The sequence below is a fragment of the Alcanivorax limicola genome, assembly GCF_019931215.1.
GTDB classification, from domain to species: Bacteria; Pseudomonadota; Gammaproteobacteria; order Pseudomonadales; family Alcanivoracaceae; genus Isoalcanivorax; species Isoalcanivorax limicola.
On sequence record NZ_JAIOUB010000001.1, the window covers coordinates 991790 to 1014393 of the forward strand.

Sequence of the window (22604 nt, forward strand, 5' to 3'; positions counted from 1 at the left end):
CGCGATGGCACTCTGCCATCGCTATACTCGAGCCATTCATCGACAATTCGCACTGAATCATCAGCCGCTGTCTATGCTCGGCCCTCGCAGGGCCCACGCACACCAAAGCACAGCTGCTTTGCAGGAGATCCATAATGAGAAGAGCGCTGCGGCAACTGGAGCGCGCCATTGAACATGCCGCCACCTATCAGGAATGGCATGAGGCCAGCCAGGAACATGACCGACTCTCCGGTGCGGAAGAATGGAAGAATATCGACCGCTCCCAGCACTATGACTACGAGCTGATTCGCAATCGTCTGGCGCAGATTCGCCAGGCACGCGAGCGGCACGACGTCAACAAGCTCGTCTTCCACCTTCATGAGGGGTTGCACGGCAATCTGGGGAATATCTCCAACCCCCGGCTTTATCAGTACACCCGCATCGGCACCAAACGTCTGATCGAGGACTATCTCAACGAAGTCAGCACGGCACTGAACTATCTTTGTGACAACGACTTCGATGAGTTTCCGTTCAAGGAAAAACTGGATTTCTTCGAAACCACCGGCAATGCCTTCGGCCAGAGCGGCCTCATGTTGTCGGGGGGCGCTGCCCTGGGGCTGTTTCACATCGGCGTCTGCAAGAGTCTGTGGGAAGAAGGGTTGCTGCCCTCGGTGATCTCCGGCTCAAGTGCGGGTTCAATCATCGCCAGTGTCGTCGGCACCCATGACGACAGTGAACTGCAAAACCGACTTGAACCGGAAAACATCTACCTTGAGGCCTTCCGGTATATCGGCTGGGGCGGTTTACTGCGCGGCACACCGGTACTGGACGGTGATCATCTGGAAGCCTGCCTGGAAGAAAACATTCCGGACATGACCTTCGAAGAGGCCTATCGCAAGACCGGGCGCGAGATCAATATCACCGTGAGCCCCTACGACCGCCACCAGTTCGCACGACTGTTGAACTGGCGCACCTCGCCGAACGTCCTGATTCGCAAGGCGGCGCTGGCCTCCTGTGCGATTCCCGGTATCTACCCGCCGGTCAATCTCTGGGCCAAGAATCTGGAAGGCGAGCGCGTACCCTATATTCCCGGGCGCAAGTTTGTTGATGGTTCCATCAAGGATGATTTACCGATCCGCCGACTGGCACGCCTGTACGGCGTGAACCACTCCATCGTCAGCCAGACCAATCCGCATGTGGTGCCCTTCATTTCCCGCTCGGAAAACAGCCGCGGCATATTGCCCACCCTCACAGACTGGGCGGTGCGCAATGTGTCAATGAATCTGCGGTATGGCATCCAGCTGGTGCAGAACCGGGTCGAATCCAATGACCTCGGCCTGATGCTGGACAAGGCACGCTCTGTGGTACAACAGAAATATATTGGTGACATCAATCTGATTCCGCCCCGCCAGCCCCTGAATCTGCTGCGCATGCTCGCCAACCCGTCCGTCAGTGACGTGCGCAACTACATCAGCCTGGGCGAAAGAACCACTTGGCCGAAGATGGACCTGGTGCGCAATACCACCCACATCAGCCGCACCTTCCGTGAATGCCTGGCGCGCCTGGATCGCATGGAGGCGGAGAAACTGCGCCGTCTGCGGCTGGTGGCACCCAACCCCCAGGCATCCTGACCGACCGTTCAGCGGGTCGTGCTGCCCACGCATTGCCTCCTGCAAGGACTGGCTTTTACCATAAAGCAGGTCCTTCGCTCTCTGCCGGATGCAGCGAGCGCAATATCCGTCATTCACAGGGAGCGTAACTACGATGGCGCACAGATGGCGCGAGTATCGCCAGAATAACCCGCTGGCCTTCCGGCTGATGGGCGCCATCGTGCTGATCAGCTCTGTCATCATGCTGGTCGCGATTCTGTTGTTGCTCAGTCGCGAATACAGCAGTGGCCTTTCGCAGATGGAACGGAATCTCGAACAGGCCGAATTGACCGCCCTGCCCAGCCTGACGCTGGCCCTCTGGCATTTCGATGAGCAGCAACTGAGCACGCAGCTCGAAGCGCTGCTACGCCTGCCCGACATCAGTGCTGCCGCGATTCGCTGGCAGGACTGGCGCGGCGAGGTACGCCATATGCATCTGGACACGGCCGGCGCCGCCCTCGCCGACTGGCCCGACGACATGTCCACCAGCAACATACGTCTTTTCCCGCTGGAATATCACCGTAATGATGGCACCGTCGAGCAAATCGGTGAGCTGATGTTGCGTATGGATCATGCCGCCCTCTATCAGCGCATCGCGGGGCATGCCTTCTTTATCGCTCTCTTCCAGACGTTCAAGACACTGCTGATTGCACTGGTGATCATTGCCTTGATCCGCTTCGTGCTCACCCGGCACCTGAATCGCATTGCCGAATATGCCCGCGGGCTGAGCCTGCAAAACCTGCAGACGCCGCTCTCGCTGGACAGAGCACGGCAAGAGCCCGATGAATTGCAGGACATCACCGATGCCATCAACCAGATGCGTACCAGCCTGCATGATGATGTCCGCCTCCGGGAGCAGGCGGAAGCCGCGCTGCATCAGGAACAGCGGCAACGGCTTGCCGCACAGGAAAATGCCATCCGCGCCGAAAGCGCCAGCCTTGCAAAAAGCCAGTTTCTGGCCACCATGAGCCATGAAATCCGCACGCCGATGAACGGCATCATCGGTATTCTCGATCTGCTGGAAAATACCCGTCTGGACGAGCGTCAGAAACACTACCTGCAGCTCATGCAGCATTCCAGCGACAACCTGCTGGCGATCCTCAATGACATTCTGGATTATTCGCGTATCGAAGCCGGCCAGTTGACACTGGAGTGCATCAGGGTCGATCTGCAAGTGCTGGTGGAGGATGCCGTCACCGCCTTCGCCGGCATCGCCCGGCAGCAGAATCTGGATCTGGTGCTGGATGTACGCCTCAAGGCAGCCCGTCATATTGACGGCGATCCGCTGCGCATTCGTCAGGTCCTGTTGAATCTGATCAATAACGCACTGAAATTCACGCGCTCCGGCCACGTCATCGTCAGAGTCCAGGAAGATCTCGATGCCGGCCTGTTACGGTTTGAGGTGGAAGACACCGGCATTGGCATTGAAGCCCGTCATCTCACCGATATCTTCGACGCCTTCGTGCAGGCCGATGACAGCACCTCCCGACATTTTGGCGGCAGTGGACTCGGGCTTGCCCTGTGCCAGCGCCTGACCCAGGCCATGGGCGGGCAGATCAGTCTGCGCAGCCAGCCCGGCACCGGCTCATGTTTCACTGTGACCCTGCCGATCCCGGCCTCGCAGCAAAACAGCGAGTATGCACTTGTGGGTCCGCCCGCCGATGACCCGGGCCAGATACTTATCCTCAGCGACCCGGGCGCCGCCCAGCAGGCACTGCAGAATATGCTGGGCTTCCACGGCGTCAGCGTCTCCGTGGCCAGAGACCTGTCACACCTGAACATGACCGACCGCTACCGTTACCTGCTGATTGACCAACGCCTGTTGGCACGGTGTGACACGGATCAGCGGAGACGGCTCGAACGCGTACGGGAGCGAGTCCGCGTGCTGGCATCGCTCGACACGGGTATCGACGATTTCATGGTGCTGACACGTCCGGTCACCGCAAGCCAACTGGAGGCATTGCTGAAGCGCAACGGCCCGGATGCTCAGCACGGTGCTCAGCCAGCGCACCAGGTGCGAGAGCACAGCCGCTTCGATCATCTGTGTGTGTTGATTGCCGAGGACAACGAGGTCAATCGTGACGTCATCACAGCCATCCTCAGCACCCTGCGCATCCAGCCCGTCATCTGTCAGAACGGCGAAGAGGCCGTCGCAGCATACCGCGCCGCAGGCGGCGCTTTTGATCTGGTACTGATGGACTGTCAGATGCCGGTCATGGACGGCTTTGAAGCCACACGCGCCATCCGCGAACAGGAACAGGCCGCCGGTCTCACGCCGGTGCCCATCGTCGCGCTTACCGCACATGTCATGGAAGCCCAGCGCGAGCAGATGCGCGAGGCAGGCATGGATCATTTCCTCAGCAAACCGGTACGTCGCGAAGCAGTACACAAACTGCTCGTCACACTGGGGCTGGAGCGCACGCTGCAATTGATGTCTTTCGACGAGAAACACGGGGACTGAGCACAGACTGGCTCAACAAGCCGGAGAATGGAGCGGGTGAAGGGAATCGAACCCTCGTATGCAGCTTGGGAAGCTGCCGTTCTACCATTGAACTACACCCGCAAACACAAGTACCGCTGGCAGAGGAGCTTTGTACCAGAGCGGCCACCGCTTTGGAATAGCCGCTGCTAATTTAAGCTGCCTCTGCTCTCCCTCAGTGCTGATGACCGCCAGGCCCATGAGCGTGGCCGTGGGCGATCTCCTCTTCCGTCGCATCACGTACAGAAGCGATATCAATCACGAATCGCAGCACCTGCCCGGCCAGCGGATGGTTGGCATCCACATCGACGGTTTTCAGGCCGACCTTCAATATGGTGACCCAGCGCTGCCCGTCATCGGTCTGCACGGGTACGCTCATGCCAGGGCGCAGCTTCTTGCCCAGATGCTTGAAATACTTTGCGGAGATCCGCTGCTTCTGTGACTCGTCCCGGTGCCCGTAACCATCCTCCGGCGCCACCTCGACCTCGACGTGGTCGCCCTCCGCCTTGCCTTCCAGCGCCTGCTCTACACCCCGGATGATATTGCCGGCACCGTGCAGGTAGAGATTGGGGGCATCCGGGGTGGACTGTTCTATCAACACACCATCGGCACCCGACAACTGATAATGGAAACTCACCACCTTGCCTTTCTGAATCACGTCACAGTCCTCCACCAGCGCATACGGGCGCCCATTATTCTCCCCGCACCCACGAGGGTCCAGCCCCGAGGGCAAACAAAGCGTGCCACCAGAGGCATTTGATTCGCGGCGCCCGATACGGCACGCTTTCCACCCGGGCGGGAGACCTTTCAACCGGAGGCAAACATCCGGGACGCAGTACCAGATACCGTGCGCAGCATCAGGGGATGTTTCAATGAGCAAACAGGCATTTGTAACTGGCGGCGCCGGCTTTCTTGGCGGCCATGTGATCACCCAGCTGATCGAACAGGGCTGGCAGGTGACCGCGCTGCACCGTCCACGGGGCAATCGGGAACGGCTCGAAGCCCTGGGAGCCAAACCCGTTGCCGCCCAGCTGCACGAGGTGTCACAGGTTTGTGAAGTGATGCCGGAATCCCCTGATGCGGTGTTTCACATTGCCGGCAACACCTCTCTCTGGCGTCGCCAGGACGCCAACCAGTATCGCGACAATGTGCTGGGCACCCGTGCCGTGGTTGCTGCGGCCATTCAGCGGGGCGCCCACCGGATGGTGCATACGTCATCTATTTCCGCCTATGGTATCCAGAGCGCGCCGATCACCGAGGACACGCCTTCCACCGCCGCCAGGGACTGGATCGGCTATAACCGCACCAAGTATCTCGCAGAAGAGGAAGTGCGGCGCGGTACAGAGCAGGGACTGGATGCGGTTATTCTCAATCCCTGCGGCATCATCGGCGCTGGCGACACCCATAACTGGTCACAGCTGATCAGCCTGATCGACGCCGGCAAGCTGCCGGGCGTGCCGCCGGGCAGCGGCAGTTTCTGCCATGTGAGTGAGGTTGCCCGGGCGCATATCAGCGCCTGGGAGAAAGGCCGCCAGGGCGCCAACTATATTCTGTCGGGCATTGATGCCAGTTTTCTGGATATGGTGCGCATCATCTGCGATATTCTCGGCCGCAAAGCGCCTCGTCGCACAGTCCCGGCGCTGGTCCTGCGGCTGGCAGGCCAGCTCTACCCTATCGGGTCGCTGTTCACCGGTAATGAGCCGCGGCTGACCCCGGAAAAGGTGGCCCTGGTGACCAACCGTGTTGTCGCCAGCAGCGCCCGTGCCGAACAGGAGCTGGGCTTCAACAATAAAGTGCCGCTGGAGACCATGCTCAGGGAGTGCATTGACTGGATGCGCGCTGAGGCCTTGCTCTGACATCACATTGAAACAACTTTCACCGGGGCCTCTGGAGCACCATGGAAAACACAACCCGCCTGCTGCAACGCCAGGCTGCCCTGCTGGCCGGTCGGCGTGCGCTGATCATTGATGCCAATGATGGTGCCCTGCGTGATCTGCCCGCTGCCCACCTGCATCTGCACGGTGATCTGGCCAACCTGCCACTGGATCAGACCGCGCCTGTGCCGGAGATTCCTGCGGACACCGACCTGCTCATCGTCATTCTGCCCAAGGCACGCGAACGTCTGGACATGCTGCTGGCCACGCTGGCCGGTAACCTGTCGGCGCCGATGGAATGCTGGCTGGTGGGCCCCGGTAAAGGTGGCATTCGCGGCGCGCTGAAGCAGTTCGCCCGCCATGCCGGCGCGGAACCGGAAGCCGTGGACAGTGCGCGCCACTGCAAGCTGTATCGCGGCCAACTGGTGCCCGCTGATCCGGCACCGCAGTCGGACTTTGTCCGGCGTTGGTCGCTGGGCGGGCTGACGCTGTGCAGTTTGCCGGGGGTGTTCAGTCACGGGCGCCTTGATGACGGCACTGACCTGCTCCTTGAAGAACTCAAAGAGAAGCCGCCCGCCGGGCCAGTACTCGACATCGGTTGCGGCGCTGGCGTGCTGACGGCAAGCCTGGCGGCGCAGGGGCTGAGCGTCACGGCCGTGGATGTCAGCGCCACCGCCGTGGCCGCCACCCGATTGACCCTGGCGGAGAATGGCCTGCACGCAGAAGTGCACCACAGTGATCTGTATCAGGCCGTGCCGGGCCGCTTCCGCACCTTGTGCACCAACCCGCCCTTCCACGACGGCCTGACCCACACCACCGACATCAGCCGCCGGCTGATCAGCGAAGCCCCCCGGCACCTGCTGCCAGGCGGACAGCTGCTGCTGGTCGCCAACCAGGGGCTGCCTTACGGTGACTGGCTGCGGGAGCATTTTACCCAGGTTGCCGTGGCGCGGGAGAACCGGCGCTTCAAGGTCTGGCGTGCCAGCCTGCGGGCTTAGCAGTCAGAGAGCCTCGTCAAGCCCTGCCCCGGATTTTACAAAAGGCCTACTGTTTGTATTCACTAACTTTCTCTACACTGCTGTGATCCGGGATGCGATGTTGCATCCCTTGTGTGCCGACACCGGATCACGTCATCATGCGTTTGTCAGTTGCCTTGCCCTCCTTCCGTACCACGCCCGTGCTGATCAGTCTCGTGCTGGCGGCCAGCCTGCTGATGCAGCCCGGCTCCGCCATGACCCCGGCAGCCCCGGACACCGACCCGGCGCTTGCCAAAGCCGCGCTGGCAGCAGCCCGAGACGGTGACTTCGAGACGCTGAAAGCTCTGGAAGAGGCACTGGGCAGTGATCACCCCCTGCAGGGCTACCTTGACTATCACCGGGTCCGCCGAGCCCTGCCCGGCATCTCCCCGGCCGAGGTCAACCGTTATCGCGAACGCTATGCTGATCTGCCGCTGGCTGCTGGCATGGAGCGCATCGCTATCCGCGCTTATGGTCAGGCCGAAGACTGGCGCAAGCTGCGTCAGTTCCGCACCACACCGCCGGTCTCCGACGATCTGGTGTGTTACTACTGGCGCGCCATCCACGACAGCAAACCGGAAAAAGCCCTGGCAGAAGTGCCCGCCATCTGGCGCCACGGCGGCTCACGCCCCGGTGCCTGCGACCCCCTTTTCGATCTGGCCCGGGACGCGGGCGTGCTCAACGATGATCTGGTCTGGGAACGCATGCTGCTGGTATTCCGCCGCGGTGATCCGGCCTTGATGCGTTATCTCGGCGACCAGCTCAGCGACGAGATGCAAGCCACCGGCTTGTTGCTGCGGCAGGTCTTCAACCGCCCCGAGTTGATTCTGAGCCTCCCGAGCGATCTGCCACGCCGGCAACGCTCTCAACTGCTGGACGCCGGCCTGTACCGCATGGCGCAAAGCGACACCCCCCAGGCGCTGCGCACCCTCAACACCCTGATCGAACATGACCCGGCCCTGACAGAGTCCGGTCGCAGCGCCGCCGAACGGCGCATTGCCTTCTATTCCACCATCCGCGACCTGCCGGAAAATCGCGCCTGGCTGGACCGCTGGCTGCTGGCCCACGGCAGCGAAGCCATGCTCGAGCAACGCGCCCGCCGCGCCATCATTGAACAACGCTGGCACCACGTCATTGCCTGGATTGCCCGGCTCCCCGCCGACGCCCAGGAAAACGCCCGCTGGCAATACTGGCTCGGGCGCGCCTACGAGGCGACCGGCGAACCGGAACTGGCCGTATTCTCCTGGCAAAAAGCCGCCGGGCGTCGCAACTTCTGGGGCTTTGCCGCCGCCGACCGCATCGGCCAACCCTATGCACTGCACCATGCACCGGCCCCGGCAACCCCGGCCCCGGGCAACGAAGACGCCCTGGCCCGCATCGCTTTGCTGCTGGCGATTGATGAACCTGCACTGGCCCGCGACGAATGGCTCCTGCTCCTGCGCCGGGGCAACAATGCCAACGCCCACGCCCTGGCCAACTATGGCCTTGAACAACAGTGGTACCCGCTGGTGGTCGACGCCGCCATACACGCCGGCGCACACAATGTCCTCAACTGGCGCTTCCCGCATGCCTACAAGAACGCCTTTGTTGCCGTAGCAAAAGAAAAAGACATGGACCCCTATCTGCTGATGGCGCTCGCCCGTCGCGAGAGTGCTTTCCACAGCCACGCCGTATCCCCGGTTGGCGCACGTGGGCTGATGCAGATCATGCCCGGCACCGCCGAAAATATTGCCGGTTGGCTGGAAGAACCGGCGCCCGATATCGACGGCCTCTATGTTCCCGAACTCAGCATCCGCTTCGGCAGCACCTACCTTGCAGACCTGCTGTCGCGCTATCAGGGCAACCGCCTGCTGGCACTGGCCGCCTACAACGCCGGACGCCACAGAGTGGATGACTGGCTGAGCGACCAGACGCTGCCGTTCGATGTCTGGATCGAATCCATTCCCTTCAGCGAAACCCGCGACTATGTCCAGGCCGTCCTCGCCTACCGTGTGTTACTGCAAACACTGGATGGCCAGGACCCGGGCAAGATCGCACTGATCGAACCCCACGAGAGAAACCCCGGCTATCACCTGGCCGCCCTGCGTGGTGAAAACTGAAGCCGTTCCCGGATTCATCGCGGCTCCGTAGCAGCCTTTGCAAACGTGATGGATTTGGCGCCTGTTGGAAAACAGGCTGCCGTCCCTTCAGCAGAGTTGGTCACCCTCCATCGAGTACGCGTTGAGCCGGGGTATGCCCTTCCGGGACCGCTCAAGCCATCCCTGGTCGCTCGCGCTTTGGCCATCCCTGGCCAAAGAGGTCCCTCCACGGCATACCCCGGCTCAACGCTGGCAGGAAATTCGAAGTATGGTGGTTTTATCAACTTTCTAGAGGAACAAAACCGTCAGTTGGCTTCCGGCTTGTTAACCGAGCTGCGCGTGACGGCCCTCGGGGGGCGGGAAAGGTTTTCAGGACTGTTTGAGGCAGGATGCCGAAACCAAGCCCCCAGGGATGGGTTTACGGCGTGTCCTGAAAACCTTTACCGCCCCCCGAGGGCCACAACCACCAAACCAAAACAGAATGGAAAAAAACAACCAGTCAAAACAACTTGCGAATCGTATACCGCAACTCTTCCAGACTCAGCGCATCCGCCAGCTCAGGCTCCGACTGCACCCGCCGCCGCAACGCATTACTGCTGGTACTCTGCCGCGTCCACACGATTACCGCATTGTGGCAATCCGGCGTCGCCAATCGATAACCATTGGCCCACCCCCGCGGCTTTTTCGCCGCCTCACTGCGACTGAACTCACGCCACTCACCAAAATTCATGACCAGCATGCCCGTCGGGCTGACCAACTGATCCAGTTGCTTCAACCAGCGCTTGTCCGCCGCCACAGCACGCGTCACCTGCTTGTTCGCCGGTGCAAACAGATCCTCGATGACCAGATCGAACTTCGGCCCCTCGTAGGCCGCCGCCCATTTCACCGCGTCCGCACAAAAGGTTTCGACACCAAATGCCTTGACACCAAAGTGCGTCTCCGCGACTTCGAGATGCAAAGGGTCCAGCTCCACCGCCACCATCAGATCCGGGTCTACCAGCTTGCGCAGCGGCGGAATCAGACTGCCACCGCCCAGACCGAGCACCAGCACCCGACGCAAGGTATCCGGCGTGGTCAGCAGCGCGGGCAACCACAACAAGTCCCACACACTGCCCGTCACCAGACGCTGCGGGTGAAATTCCGAATGCTGCACACCGTTGGCATACAGACGTAATGTACGGCCGTGACGGCGTACTTCGTATTCCACCCCGTCACGGCCGGCACGCCAGACTACTGCCACGTATCGTCCTCCATGCCGACCCGCGCCAGCAGCGCATCGGCGGGTCTTGTCCAGTGAGCTGCAGGGTGAGGTGTCGCATCGGACTGCTGCAGGGCAAGCCACTCACGCGCCTGATCCTGGAATACCGGATGCACAAAAGCGTCGTCGCTCGGCAGTGGTGCCAGGCAATGCATCATCTCGCCCTGCCAGAGAAAGGAGAGCGTCCAGGCATGCAGCGCCAGACGTGCCGCGGGGGCGCCGCCGTAGCGCTCATCACCCAGCAGCGGCGCGCCCATGGCCTTCATTGCCACGCGCAATTGATGGGTTCGCCCGGTCCAGGGTTTCAGCCAGAAAGCGCGGCGGCCGTCGCCAGCGGCAGCGGAGATGAAACTGGTCAGCGCCGGATGCTGCTGGTCCCGCGTCAGGCGCCAGTTGCCGTCACGGCTGCGCACCATGTCACCGGCCACCAGCCCCATTTTTTTTACCGGGCGTCGTGCGCTGATACCCAGATAGGTCTTGTCGATGCGGCGCCCGGCAAACAGCTCGCCCAGTGCTGCTGCCGCGTCACGGTGTCGGGCCAGCAATACCAGTCCGGATGTTGCCCGGTCCAGACGGTGTACGGGTAACAGCGATTCACCCAGGGCACGACTGACCGCGACCACCCAGCCAGGGCCATCTTCACTGTGCATGCTCGCGCCTGCTGGCTTGTTGAGAGCCAGAAAATCCGTGTGCCGGTAAAGTACGTCAGCCGTCATCCTGCGTATTCGCCGTAGGTCTGCACGACCTGGGTGACGTGGCCGAAAGCCCCCTGCGTATCGAACAGCTCCCCGTGCACCAGGCCCAGGCCATTGTCCTGCAACTGGGTCTCCGCCCGGATCGCCAGCCACTCGGACACCGGATAGCGATACAGAGACAGGTTGATGTCCGCATTGATGGTGCCGGTAGCATTGCCCAGGTTGAGCTGGGCCACCCCGTTACCCAGATCGCTGAGCATTGCGGCACGGACCATCGCGCTCAACGGTTGCCCCTCGACAATGGTGACCGGCAGATGCAACCAACTGGTGCCCTGGCCGGATTCGTTCCAGGGGGTCACCGCACGGACCGCCACCCGGGAATGCAGCCCGCGGGGAATCTTCAGCCCCTTGGCGTCCAGCATGGCCTGGATATCTGTCTGTGCCAGACCTTCCGGCCCAGGCGGCGGCGCCTGCGGACGCGGTACGTGCGCCGGCAAGGCGATCTGATGGGCGCGCTGCAGCACGGCTGAAGCCGATGCCACCAATGTCGTGCCCTGGTACATGTCCAGCTGCAATACCTTGAGGCGACCGCCGTCTCGCCGCAGTTGCGTTTCCACCCGCAGGCGCTGCCGGGGCACCGGGCGCAGCAGGTCCATGGTCAACCGACCGAGGCGGAAATCAGCATAATCCGCGATATTTTCCTCAAGCACATGCCCGAACAATCCCGCTACGGCACCACCGTGCAACATATTCGGGTGCCAGGGGCTGCCGGTGGCGGGCGTAGGCAGATAATCGGGGCCGTCGCAGTGAAAAAGAACGTCTGACATGGTGCACCTTGATCGCACGGAAAGCGCAGAAGTCTAGCAGATGTCGCTTCCTTCTGGCCTGACGGACGTGGACAATAGCCGATCAAATCAGGCAGTGAGGACGTACCAATGAGTCAAGCACCCAACAAGGTTCTGGCGATGTACCAGAAAATGGAGGCCCTCCCCGTCGGCAAAACGCTGTTCGCCATGGCCATCTGTCGCAAAGCGCCCTACTTCGGCACGGTGCGCCCGCGCATCGTCACGCTGCGACAGGACTACTGCGAAGCGACACTGAAAAAGCGACGTGCGGTGGAAAACCATATCGGCACCGTGCACGTCATTGCCATTTGCAACGGGCTGGAATTCGCCATGGGCGTGGTGGCGGAAGCCTCCATTCCGGCACACCTGCGCTGGATCCCCAAGGGCATGGATGTACGTTATACCGCCAAGGCGGACAGCGACATCACGGTCACTGCCGAGGTCGCGCCGGGTGCCTGGGAACAGGGCCCGGAAGTCCCGGTGACCGTGACCGCCCGGCGTGTCGACGGTACCGTGGTTGTGGAAGGCACCATCCACCTGTGGGTCACCGAAAAACCGCCCCGCAAGTGATCTGACAGACAACCACCATCAGGAACCCTCATGGCACTGAGCTCGACCATTTTTCACGCCAGCCTGGATATTGCAGACACTGACCGTAATCACTTCGGTCACGAACGGCTGACGCTGGCGTTGCATCCGTCGGAAACGCCGGAGCGCATGGTCGCGCGGGTGCTGGCCTGGTGCCTGTTCCCGGACCCGCCGCTGACATTCGGCAGCGGCATTTCCACCCGCGATGAGGCGGACCTGCTGGCGAAGGACCTGCACGACAATATCGCCCACTGGGTCGACGTGGGCGAGCCGGACGCCGACCGGGTGCGCAAGGCCTGCCTGAAGGCCGCGCGCGTCACCGTGCTGCCTTACGGGCGGCAATGGGCGCAATGGTGGAAGCGCAACGAGAAGGACATCCGCAAGATGAGCCGGGCGCAGATCGTTGTGCTGCCCTGGGAGTCGGTGGACATGCTGGCACGCAACCTGCCGCGCAACTTCACCTGGCAGGTGAACGTCAGCGACGGCAGCCTGTATGTTGTGGATCACAACGGTGAGATGGTGACGGTGACCACCGAAACACCGGACTGACTGCCGGGCGCGAACGCCGCCCTGTTGGCAGCGCAATACATCGGAGACTGCTGGTACACTGGCCCGTATCAGTATCGGCGGCAACGTCGGTATATCGCCTTCGACCATCACATTGCGGTTAACGTCATGTCAGCTTGGCACCCTTCCGTTTTCTCCTTTCCTGCGAGCTATGCTGAAGCGAGACAGCGCTTTCTGGCGCTGGCTGCCGGCCAGGGCGTCTTGCGCGCCCATGCAGGCGCAGAGCGTGGGCCAGACGGCGAGACACTGGAAAGTCACAGCGTGTGGTCAGGGCCGGAGGATGCGTCGCGGGTGCTGGTGCTGATGTCCGGCACCCATGGTGTGGAAGGATTGGCAGGCTCGGCAATACAGCAGTATCTGCTGCAACAGATGGCCGATGGCAGCCTGACACTGCCGCCTGACTGCGCCTGCCTGATGGTGCATCTGCTCAATCCCTGGGGCACGGCCTGGCTGCGCCGCTGTGATCAGCAAGGCATTGACCTGAACCGCAATTTTGTCGATTTCCGTCATCCGTTGCCGGAGAACCCGGGTTACAACGTCTTGCGTGATGCGCTACTCGGCACATCGCGGGAAGTACGCCAGCAACAGCTGCACACCTTCGAGCGGCAGCACGGCCGTACCGCGCTGGAAATCGCCATCAGCGGCGGCCAGTACACGGACCCGCTGGGCCCGTTTTACGGCGGCCAGGCGCCGGCAGCAGCCAACCATCTGATCCAGGCATTGATCCAGGAGCATCGCCTGGCGACTCGCCAGCTGGCAGTCATTGATCTGCACACCGGCCTGGGCCCCTACGGCTATGGCGAGGTGATCTGCGACCATGCGCCGGACAGCGCGGGCACCGCGACGGCGCGGCGCTGGTACGGCGACGCCGTCACCCTGCCGGCAACCGGTACCTCCTCTTCCGTGCCGAAGGCCGGGCTTCTGGATTACGCCTGGCACGCCATCATGGACGCGCAAAGCTGCTTCGTGACGCTGGAATTCGGCAGCTTCGCCACGGACACCCTGTTCGAGGTGATCCTGGCCGATCACCGGTTGCATCAGCATGGCATGCCGGACTGGCACAGCCCGGCAACCCGCGCGGTCAAACAGGCCATGCGCCATCACTTCTGTCCCGACGCGCCGCAGTGGCGTGAACTGGTGTTGTTCCGCGCCCGACAAGTCGTCGGCCTTGCACTGGCAGGGCTGACATCATGAGCCCCACCTTGCGCCACACCCAGGCCATACAATTACGCCGCGGGCGCAGCGAAGATCTGGATGCACTGGAAGCGCTGGAAAAACGCACCTTCGCATCCGATCGCCTGAGCCGCCGCAGCCTGCGCCGCTGGCTCGCAAGCGAGCATGCAGCGCTCATAATTGCGGAAAGAGAGGGTACTGAGAAAGAGAGCGCCGAAAAAGAAAGCGCTGAGAAAGAGAGCGCCGACGCAACCCTGCCAGCACTGGTCGGCTACGTGCTGGTGATACTGCACCGGGGCACCTCCATGGCGCGGCTCTATTCCATCGCGGTCAGCGATACCTGCCGTGGCGCGGGCCTGGGGCGGCGCCTGGTGGAAGCGGCAGAGCGCGCCGCGCTGGATGCCCAGCGCATTTCCCTGCGCCTGGAAGTGCGCAAGGACAACACCACCGCCATCGCGCTGTACGAGAGCATGGGCTATCTGCGTTTTGGTGAGTACCGGGATTACTACGAAGACCACCAGGACGCCTTGCGTTATCAGAAACGCATCCGCCATTTCGATGCCACCCTGTGGCAGCGGCCCGTGCCCTGGTATCGGCAGACCACGGATTTCACCTGCGGCCCGGCCTCGCTGATGATGGCCATGCGGGCGCTGGACCCGGCGCTGAAACTGCGCCAGCGCGAAGAGCTGCAAATCTGGCGCGAAGCCACCACCATCTTCATGACCGCCGGCCATGGTGGCTGCCATCCGCTCGGCCTCGCACTGGCGGCCGTGGCGCGCGACTATGACGCGGAAGTCTGGATCAGCCAACCGGGGCCGCTGTTTGTTGACAGTGTGCGCAACGAAGAGAAAAAACTGATTATCGAGTTGGTGCACAAGGATTTTGTGCGCAAGGCCAAACAGGAAGGCATCACCGTGCACCACCGCGAAATCACCCAGCAGGTTCTGACGAAGGCATTGAAGGAAGGCGCCATTCCGCTGATCATGATTTCCACCTGGCAGATGGATGGCAAACGTACCCCGCACTGGGTGGTGCTGTCCGCGTTCGATGAGGATTTTCTTTACCTGCACGATCCAGACCCGGAAGATGGCATACAGACGGATATGGACTGCCAGTATCTGCCGATTGCCCGTGCAGACTTCGACCGCATGGCGCGCTTTGGTCGCAATCGGCTGCGCACTGCCGTGCTGATCCGAAAAAAATCACCACAATAATAACGTACTGTCATGGCCTGCCATGTTTCTGATACCTGTTGAAGACCGCATCGACTGGCGCCGGCCGCCCTGGCTGTGCCTGCTGCTGATTGCAGCCAATACACTGCTGTTTGCCTGGAGCAGCAGTCATGACCAGCGTGTGCTGGAGCGTCTCACCAACACCGTCGACACCGAGCTGCTCACTGACTACGAATGGCCGCTATGGCTGCGCTATACCGATGACGCCGCCATGGTGACGCTGGATGCGCGGTACCGGGAGCAGGTGATGCTCTATCGCGGCTGGATGGACCGGGAATTTGATGCAGCGGTACACGCGCACTGGGCGACGGAAGCGCCACCGGCTGCCTGGCAAGAAGCGCGCAGCGCCATGGCGCGCCAGCGGGGGCAGATCAGCTGGCTCAGATGGGGACTGACCCCTGCGGAGCCCACACTGACCACCCTGTTCAGCAGCCAGTTCATGCACGGCGGCGTCCTGCACCTGGTCGGCAATATGGCCTTTTTACTGCTTTTCGGCTTTCCGCTGGAGCGCCGTTGGGGCGCCACGCGACTGCTCGGGCTGTACCTGACCAGTGGTCTGGGGGCCGGCGCGGCATTTATCCTGTTTTTTCCCAACAGCATGATTCCGCTGGTCGGCGCTTCCGGTGCCATCGCCGGATTAATGGGCATCTATGTTGCCACTTATCGTCACCGGAGGGTGGAGTTCTTCTATACGCTCGGCTTCGTCTTCGGCAGCTTCCGCGCCTCAGCGTTGATGGTCTTTCCCCTCTGGTTCGGCTGGGAACTGGTCCAGCACTTCACCTCCGTCAGCAATGTCGCTTATATGGCCCATGCTGGCGGCCTGGTCACCGGCCTCGGGCTGGCAATGCTGTGGCAGACCCTGCAACCGAACATCATCCGGCCCGGTGATGAGCCAGCGGCTGCCGCGCTTCCGGATGACGCGTTACCCGCGGGGGTGCTGAGACTGGCGGAGTCACTGGAGTTTGGCCAGGCACTGGCGTTGGCGCAGCAACATCTGACGCGCACCCCCGACCACATGCCATTGCGATTTTTCGAGATGGATACCGCAGCGCAACTGGACCATGCCCGGCTGCAGCACAGCTTCGCTGCCAGCCTCAAGGCGCGCCATGCGCGACAGATTTCTGACGCCCAGTTGTCGCAGCTCTGGCGGCATTTTCATGAGCTGGGTGGCGATGACGTGACATTGCCACCCCCTTACCGGCTGATGCTGGCGGAGCTGTGCCTGCGCCGTCGAGACTGGCGCCAGAGTCGCGCACTGGCCACGACCCTGCGCGACCAGGACAACTGGCAGCATCCCCGTCTGGAGCGGCTCCTTCAGCAGCTTGCCGGAGAGGTGTCGTCCGGCACGTCACCGGCAGACGCGTCACCGGCAGACAAGGCCTGAATATTCACCGTACGTGCGAGCAGATCCTGCACCTGCCGACCCGCTTCGCTGGCGTGGCTGTCGGGAAAGCGTGTCGCCACAAACTGCATTAACTGCTGCGCCTGAGGCAGCCGATCATCGCCTTCCAGATAGACCCGGGCCAACAGGACATACGCATCGCCCAGCCCCCGATAATCTGGTGCGCGCTGGTGCATATTGACCAGCAGCTGTGCCGCATCCCGCCAATGGCCCTGCTCGGCAAGCTGCTCGGCCAACTGATGGCACAGCGCCGGGTCCTCGGGCCGGAATCCCTTGAGCTCTTGCCGGGTCGCCCGCACCACACCCGCGGCAGAGCCACCATAGCCCTGGGCAACCAGCAAACGACAGTAACGTTCGGTGTGCAGGGCCAGTGCCTTGTCTTTTTTCAGCAAGCGCAGCACCCGGTGTAACTGATCATGCAAGCCCCGATCATTCGGCTGCTGGTTGAGCACCGCTTCAAGCCGTTGCCGGGCGTCATCCAGGCGCCCCTCGCGGGCATAGATATGACTCAACCCCAGCGCTTCACGCCGCTCGTATTCGTCCGGCGCCAGACTTTTTCCCCGCGCTTGCGTGGCGGACAAGCCCAGCCGGTCACCCCGCTCATGCAGCACATAGCCCATCATGGCGTAGGCCACCACGCTGGCGTACACCGCCAACGCACCCAGCAGCACCTGGACCACGGCATTCCCCAGCGCGCCCGCAAACAGGCTGCCGACCACTTGCGGTGCAGAATTGACGGTAAGCAGCGCCAGCCACAGCAGCAGGTAAGGCCAGCCAATGGTAAACATCAGCTTCAGCCAGAGCAGCGGATTGAGCGCCACAGTGACCGACCGGCTCAGCGCCAACAGCATGACACTGGCGGGCAAGGCCACCGTGGTCAGCACCAGCAACCCGAGCCCGAGCCATAGCACCTGGGTGAGTACAAACAGCGGCACCACGAACATCAGCACCAGCACGGCTATCTGACGCACGAACAGATTGCCGTGATCCATTGCCTCGGCCATGGAAGGCGGCTCCCAGTCGCCAGCGGCGACCGCCGAGACAATCAACAGGCCATAGCACAGCAACAGACCGTACAGGAACAAGGACAGCACACCGCTGGCCAGCCCACCCTGCCAGGCACCCGCCCAGCCAGCCAGCAGACCAAACAGCAATACCCGGGGATGCAGCCCATAGGCAAAGAAACGCGGCCCCATGCGCCAGAACGGTTCGGGTTTCCGCCCCTCCCCCAGGTAGGCCAGCGAGGTGCTGCACAACGGACAGCGTGGCTGACCGGCACGGAAGTTCTCCTCACCACCCGGGATACAGGTATTGCAGAAATGGGTCTGGCAACCCGGACAATGCCAGGAGGCCCCCTGGCGACTGTGGTAACGGCAGTGTTCCATGTTGCGATCCTTGCTGTGGTCCTTGCTGTGGTCGGCGGTGCGCCACAGCGGCATTCCGGCAAACCGGCCTGGCAACGGTCATTTTCATGGCCTGCAGGCAAGTTGAAAAGAGGTGAAGACGGTAGGAGGATAGCACCTGTTTACGTCAGCTTTTCCCCCATATTCATGTAAGCCCTGGCTTACATTTTCAGCCTGACCGCGCCGCGCTCTTTGCCGCAACCTGCTAGGGAACCTAGCCAACTCGCCAGCGCCTCCGCAGCCTGCGCCAGATTGTCATCGTGGGTCAGGCCACTGACCTTCCTCGGCTTCAGATCGTGGTTACCGTCTACCAGCCAGCACATCTGCGTTTGCGCGCCCAACGCGTACCCGGCCACCTCCTCGCGCGTACCAAATGTATCCCGCTCTCCCTGGCAAATCAGGACCGGCACCTGCAATGCCGGCCAGTGATCCAGCCGCAGACGCTCGGGCTTCCCTGGCGGGTGAAACGGATACCCCACGCACACCACGCCATCCGGTGCCGCCCCCCGGGCCGGGTCCGCCGCCAGCAGGGTCGCCATGCGCCCGCCCATGGATTTGCCGCCGATCAGCACGGGGCGATGCGCAGCCCCATCCCCTGCCTCTCGCAGCGCGGATCTCACCTCGGCCAGCACCTCGGCAAAGCATTCCAGCAACACATCAGGACGATCCGGCGGCCGCCGACGGCCATCCTCCCTGCGCCGCTGCATATAGGGAAACTCGAAGCACACCACCGTGATACGCCGGGCAACAAACAGCGCCGTCAGACGCTGCATCACATCACTGTCCATCGGCGCACCGGCGCCGTGCGCGAACACCAGCGTGGCCACCGGTGCTGCCGATCTGTGCCAGACCAATTCAGGCAAACCCTGTCTCCTTCCATCCTTGCGCCCGGCCCCTCTGCTGATCCGGCGCGCGGCCTGTTTTCCCTATTGTCGCAGACACACCGATCACCGCACATGACCAGACCAACGCCGCACGGGTTGGCGATACCCCCTGCCTCGCGCATACTCACTGTGCACTGAATCTGCCGGAGCCCACGATGATTGATCTTTACACCGCTGCCACCCCCAATGGCTGGAAAGCGTCCGTGACCCTCGAGGAAATGGCCCTGCCCTATGAGGTCATCGCCCTGGATCTGATGAGCGGCGCCCAGAAAAAACCGGACTTCCTCGCCATCAATCCCAACGGCCGCATCCCCGCCATCGTGGACCGGGATGAAGGCAACTTTCCGGTATTCGAATCCGGCGCCATCATGGTCTATCTGGCCGAGAAAACCGGCCAACTGCTGCCCACCGACGTGAAAGGCCGATCCACCGTCATGCAGTGGCTGATGTTCCAGATGGGCGGCGTCGGTCCGATGATGGGCCAGGCCAACGTCTTCTTTCGCTACATGCCGGAAAAGATCCAGACCGCCATTGATCGCTACCAGAACGAATCAAAACGGCTGCTCACCGTGTTGAACGACCGCCTCGAAACGCATGAATACCTGGCAGGCGATTACTCGATTGCCGACATCGCCAACTGGTGCTGGGCCCGCACCCACGCCTGGTCCGGTATCGATATCACCGACCTGCCCCATCTGCAGCGCTGGCTGGATCAGATTCGCAGCCGCGAGGCAGTAGAACGCGGTGTCCGGGTACCCGGTGACCTGGACCCGGCGACCATTCTGGCCGCAGCAAAAACCATGGTGCAGCGATGAAGGAAGCCGTGATGAGCGAGATCGACAATCTCAGTACCCGCCTGAATCAGGAAACCGCTCGTATCCCCTGGCACGAGCTGCAACCTTTCTTCGCGCGCGGCCAGACCATCACGATTGATCCCGGTCTGGATCTGGTCAGTGTCGCCACGGCATTCGCGGAGGACAACCGGGCGCAGGTACAGGCCTGGATGCAGGATGATCGTGTGGCGCGGGTCAGTGATGACCTGTGTGCCGAGTGGCTGGCTGCGGAGCAGGAAGTCTGGGCCGTCGTGATCGCCCCGTGGGTGCTTGTGCAGGCTGTCACCACGCACTGAAGTTTGTCGTCTACCCGGCAGGCGAGGAGTCTGTTGGTCGAGTTGGTCACCCTCCAGCGAGTGCGCGTTGAGCCGGGGTATGCCCTTCCGGGACCGCTCAAGCCATCCCTGGGCGCTCGCGCTTTGGCCCCTTCGGGACCGGCCCGCCATCACAGATGGCGTGCGTTCGGCTGCGCGCAAAGCTGTGCTTTGCAAAACGCTTGCCTCACCCCTGGCCAAAGAGGTCCCTACAGGGCATACCCCGGCTCAACGCTGGCAGGAGATTTGAAGTCTGGTGGCTTGTCTCAACTTTCTGGAGGAACAAAACCGCCAGTTGGCTGGGAGCTGTTAACCAGGCTGGGCGTGACGGCCCTCGGGGGGCGGGAAAGGTTTTCAGGACTGTTTGAGGCAGGATGCCGAAACCAAGCCCCTAGGGATGGGTCCACGGCGTGTCCTGAAAACCTTTCCCGCCCCCCGAGGGCCATAACCACCCAACCAACAAAGAATGGAAAACACCACTCCCCTTTCCCGCCAATGCGAGATGGACAAAAAAAGCCCGCTGGGTCGCGGGCAATTGTTTCAGGCTGTTTTGTTCGGGGTGGTCAATAACCCCGTGGTCGATGAAGTGGAACTTCCGTGTTCGCTTACTCATCCTTGAGTGAGACAAAGCATAGCCCCTCAAAGACGACCCGCATGCAGGACATTGCCGACAATTCTTGTAAGCCATTACCGACAAATCCCGCCAGCCATTGGCTACTCCGGCGCCAGCCAGGAGCGCCGCACCGTCATTGCAGGCAACGGATCACCACGCCGGTCGTAGAGACAGAACTCGAATCCCTCCGGCGTTACCGTGACCCGCGCAAAGGCATCGCGGCTGTAGACACCGCTGAGCAGAGATACCTTGTAGCGAGACAACGACAGCCCCGCAATGCGCGCCAGCATGCGTGACCAGACGCTGCTGGTTGCCAACCTGCCCTGGCGCTGGATCATCGGCGCGTACCAGCGAAATGGCAGCAGCGCTGCGGGCCAGAACAGGCCGGAGCTGACCAGGCTGTGCGCCAGCGGTGCGCGGCGGCCGCTGCAGGTCAGGGCGGCCACCAGAGAGGCATGGACATCTCCGGAGACGAAGGCCACCCGGGGCAGTTTGTGGCGGCGGATGATCTCCAGAATGCGGGTACGCTGATGCACGAAACCCTCCCAGGCATCCCCGCCACGAAACAGCGGCCGGTTGTCGGGGAACAGCACTACCGGCGAGACGATCAATTTGACCCGCTCCGGGGATTGCAGCAGCCAGTCCGCGAGTGCCTGTTCCTGTTCGGGGGAGATCATCCAGCGCTGTGCCGGGCTGCCCGCCAACTGTCGCTCTGTGCGCACATCCATGACAAACATGTCCATGCAGCCGTGGCTGAAGTGGTACCAGAGATGGTCCGGGTCCTGGTCGAGGTACAGCCCTTCCGGCCCCAGTGGCATGGCCGGGCTGTGGGAGGCCTGGTAGATCTGGTAGGCCTTGATAGCGGCAGGGAATTTTTCCACCCAGTCTCGCGCTGAGGCCGAGGCCGGCCAGTTGTCCTCGATTTCGTGGTCATCGAGGATCATGTAGGTCGGTGTGCGCGCCATCAGGCTGCGCATGGCGGGTTGGCCGAACGCGGTACGGTAACGTTGCAGGTACGACTCTTCGGAGCTGATCGCGCCAAGGCGATTGAGGGGATCGGCATAGATCTGGTCGCCGCAGAACAGGACGAAATCGGCGGCGCCTTCACGTGCCTGGTTTGCCTGCATTGCCGCAAAGGTCTTGTCTGCGCGGTCGTCAGAGAGGCGCCCGCCCAGGTCGAAGAAGCGGTAGCTGCAGGAGCCGAACAGGAAACTGACCGGGGCTTGCGGATCTGCGGGCGCGGTGCGGAAGCTGCCCTCGCTGGCCTGCTGCCAGTCGAGTGCAGTGTCCGGCGCCTGCGGGTCGCTGACCCAGCCTGCGCGGTAGACGTATTCACACCCCGGCTGGAGGTCGGTGAGAACAACGATGCCGCTGCCGTCAAAATTGGCATTCAGGCGGAACGGGCGCGGTGCGCTCCAGTGCGACTGGTCGCGAGGTCGCCACTGAATCCGCCCCCACATCGCCTTGCGCGGCTCAGTGACCGCCGCCATGGCGGCACGCCCGAAAATTCGCACCCGGGTGGTACCGCATTCGCCGACAATCGGCCCTACTGAAAATCCCTGTACCCTCACAGCTGTCACTCCCCTTCAGCCTTCTTCAATCCCCCTGGCACGATAGCGCCATATGGCTGCACGACGCCACCGGGGACGTGAAGGCGCGTCTGAAAGGATTTGTGGCCGGACCCGCCGCCCGCTACCATAAACGGATAGGAATAAAGTACCA

Annotated in this window: 19 protein-coding genes and 1 tRNA gene; 12 read left to right on the forward strand and 8 right to left on the reverse strand. The window is 62.2% G+C overall.

Translation table 11 applies throughout. The annotated features are described in order from the left end of the window. Positions 1-134: 134 nt before the first annotated feature. A complete protein-coding gene (locus K8B33_RS04360) occupies positions 135-1610 on the forward strand; it encodes a DUF3336 domain-containing protein (protein WP_223423731.1) in 1476 nt (491 codons plus the stop codon). Between the two features lie 133 nt (positions 1611-1743). Continuing rightward, the gene (locus K8B33_RS04365) at positions 1744-4089 is read left to right on the forward strand and encodes a hybrid sensor histidine kinase/response regulator (RefSeq protein WP_223423734.1); all 2346 of its coding nucleotides are present in this window, start codon (positions 1744-1746) and stop codon (positions 4087-4089) included. Positions 4090-4117: 28 nt separating this feature from the next. On the opposite strand, the gene K8B33_RS04370 is transcribed toward K8B33_RS04365, so the two are convergent. Then, positions 4118-4191, reverse strand: a tRNA-Gly gene (locus K8B33_RS04370). Between the two features lie 91 nt (positions 4192-4282). Continuing rightward, positions 4283-4765, reverse strand: coding sequence for an FKBP-type peptidyl-prolyl cis-trans isomerase (locus K8B33_RS04375; protein ID WP_223423736.1), 483 nt, complete (start codon positions 4763-4765; stop codon positions 4283-4285). A 214-nt stretch (positions 4766-4979) separates the two neighbouring features. On the opposite strand from K8B33_RS04375, the gene K8B33_RS04380 reads away from it, so the two are divergent. The 3 genes from K8B33_RS04380 to K8B33_RS04390 all read left to right on the forward strand — a co-directional run bounded on the left by K8B33_RS04380 (position 4980) and on the right by K8B33_RS04390 (position 9096). Then, complete coding sequence (locus tag K8B33_RS04380) at positions 4980-5963, forward strand: NAD-dependent epimerase/dehydratase family protein (RefSeq protein WP_223423739.1); 984 nt, start codon at positions 4980-4982, stop codon at positions 5961-5963. Between the two features lie 41 nt (positions 5964-6004). After that, the gene (locus K8B33_RS04385; RefSeq protein ID WP_223423741.1) at positions 6005-6979 is read left to right on the forward strand and encodes a class I SAM-dependent methyltransferase; all 975 of its coding nucleotides are present in this window, start codon (positions 6005-6007) and stop codon (positions 6977-6979) included. A 137-nt stretch (positions 6980-7116) separates the two neighbouring features. Further along, a complete protein-coding gene (locus K8B33_RS04390) occupies positions 7117-9096 on the forward strand; it encodes a transglycosylase SLT domain-containing protein (RefSeq protein ID WP_223423744.1) in 1980 nt (659 codons plus the stop codon). Positions 9097-9574: 478 nt separating this feature from the next. Here K8B33_RS04390 and K8B33_RS04395 read toward each other — a convergent pair whose 3' ends face one another. The 3 genes from K8B33_RS04395 to K8B33_RS04405 are packed head-to-tail and all read right to left on the reverse strand — an operon-like array spanning position 9575 to position 11855. Then, positions 9575-10315: a spermine/spermidine synthase domain-containing protein gene (locus tag K8B33_RS04395; RefSeq protein WP_223423746.1), complete on the reverse strand. Its 741-nt coding sequence runs from the start codon at positions 10313-10315 to the stop codon at positions 9575-9577. Then, on the reverse strand, positions 10306-11049 hold the full coding sequence (locus K8B33_RS04400; protein ID WP_223423749.1) for a pseudouridine synthase: 744 nt from the start codon (positions 11047-11049) through the stop codon (positions 10306-10308). Before K8B33_RS04400 ends, K8B33_RS04395 begins: the two co-directional genes overlap by 10 nt. Further along, complete coding sequence (locus tag K8B33_RS04405) at positions 11046-11855, reverse strand: thioesterase family protein (RefSeq protein WP_223423751.1); 810 nt, start codon at positions 11853-11855, stop codon at positions 11046-11048. The genes K8B33_RS04400 and K8B33_RS04405 overlap by 4 nt, the downstream gene beginning before the upstream one ends. A 108-nt stretch (positions 11856-11963) precedes the next feature. Here K8B33_RS04405 and K8B33_RS04410 point away from each other — a divergent pair, with 108 nt between their 5' ends. The 5 genes from K8B33_RS04410 to K8B33_RS04430 all read left to right on the forward strand — a co-directional run bounded on the left by K8B33_RS04410 (position 11964) and on the right by K8B33_RS04430 (position 16817). Further along, positions 11964-12443, forward strand: a complete 480-nt coding sequence (locus K8B33_RS04410) for a hotdog fold domain-containing protein (protein ID WP_223423753.1) — start codon at positions 11964-11966, stop codon at positions 12441-12443. Positions 12444-12473: 30 nt separating this feature from the next. Next, on the forward strand, positions 12474-13010 hold the full coding sequence (locus K8B33_RS04415) for a YaeQ family protein (RefSeq protein WP_223423755.1): 537 nt from the start codon (positions 12474-12476) through the stop codon (positions 13008-13010). A 126-nt stretch (positions 13011-13136) separates the two neighbouring features. After that, positions 13137-14222, forward strand: a complete 1086-nt coding sequence (locus K8B33_RS04420) for a DUF2817 domain-containing protein (RefSeq protein WP_223423757.1) — start codon at positions 13137-13139, stop codon at positions 14220-14222. Beyond that, positions 14219-15415 (forward strand): GNAT family N-acetyltransferase/peptidase C39 family protein, encoded by a 1197-nt coding sequence (locus tag K8B33_RS04425; RefSeq protein ID WP_223423760.1) that lies wholly within the window; start codon positions 14219-14221, stop codon positions 15413-15415. Before K8B33_RS04420 ends, K8B33_RS04425 begins: the two co-directional genes overlap by 4 nt. A gap of 22 nt (positions 15416-15437) precedes the next feature. Continuing rightward, complete coding sequence (locus K8B33_RS04430; protein ID WP_223423762.1) at positions 15438-16817, forward strand: rhomboid family intramembrane serine protease; 1380 nt, start codon at positions 15438-15440, stop codon at positions 16815-16817. On the opposite strand, the gene K8B33_RS04435 is transcribed toward K8B33_RS04430, so the two are convergent. Beyond that, complete coding sequence (locus tag K8B33_RS04435; protein WP_223423764.1) at positions 16748-18274, reverse strand: tetratricopeptide repeat protein; 1527 nt, start codon at positions 18272-18274, stop codon at positions 16748-16750. The two genes, K8B33_RS04430 and K8B33_RS04435, sit on opposite strands and share 70 nt — an antisense overlap. A 125-nt stretch (positions 18275-18399) precedes the next feature. After that, positions 18400-19101 carry an alpha/beta fold hydrolase gene (locus K8B33_RS04440; protein WP_223423766.1) on the reverse strand — a complete coding sequence of 234 codons (702 nt, stop codon included), beginning with the start codon at positions 19099-19101 and terminating at the stop codon, positions 18400-18402. A gap of 176 nt (positions 19102-19277) precedes the next feature. Here K8B33_RS04440 and K8B33_RS04445 point away from each other — a divergent pair, with 176 nt between their 5' ends. Together K8B33_RS04445 and K8B33_RS04450 are read left to right on the forward strand one after the other, a co-directional pair. Then, positions 19278-19937, forward strand: coding sequence for a glutathione S-transferase family protein (locus K8B33_RS04445; RefSeq protein WP_223423768.1), 660 nt, complete (start codon positions 19278-19280; stop codon positions 19935-19937). An 11-nt stretch (positions 19938-19948) separates the two neighbouring features. Next, entirely contained in the window at positions 19949-20251 is a 303-nt protein-coding gene (locus tag K8B33_RS04450) for a DUF2288 domain-containing protein (RefSeq protein ID WP_223423770.1), read from the forward strand. 732 nt (positions 20252-20983) lie between these two features. Here K8B33_RS04450 and K8B33_RS04455 read toward each other — a convergent pair. Continuing rightward, a complete protein-coding gene (locus tag K8B33_RS04455) occupies positions 20984-22453 on the reverse strand; it encodes an alkaline phosphatase D family protein (protein WP_223423773.1) in 1470 nt (489 codons plus the stop codon). Between the last annotated feature and the right edge of the window lie 151 nt (positions 22454-22604).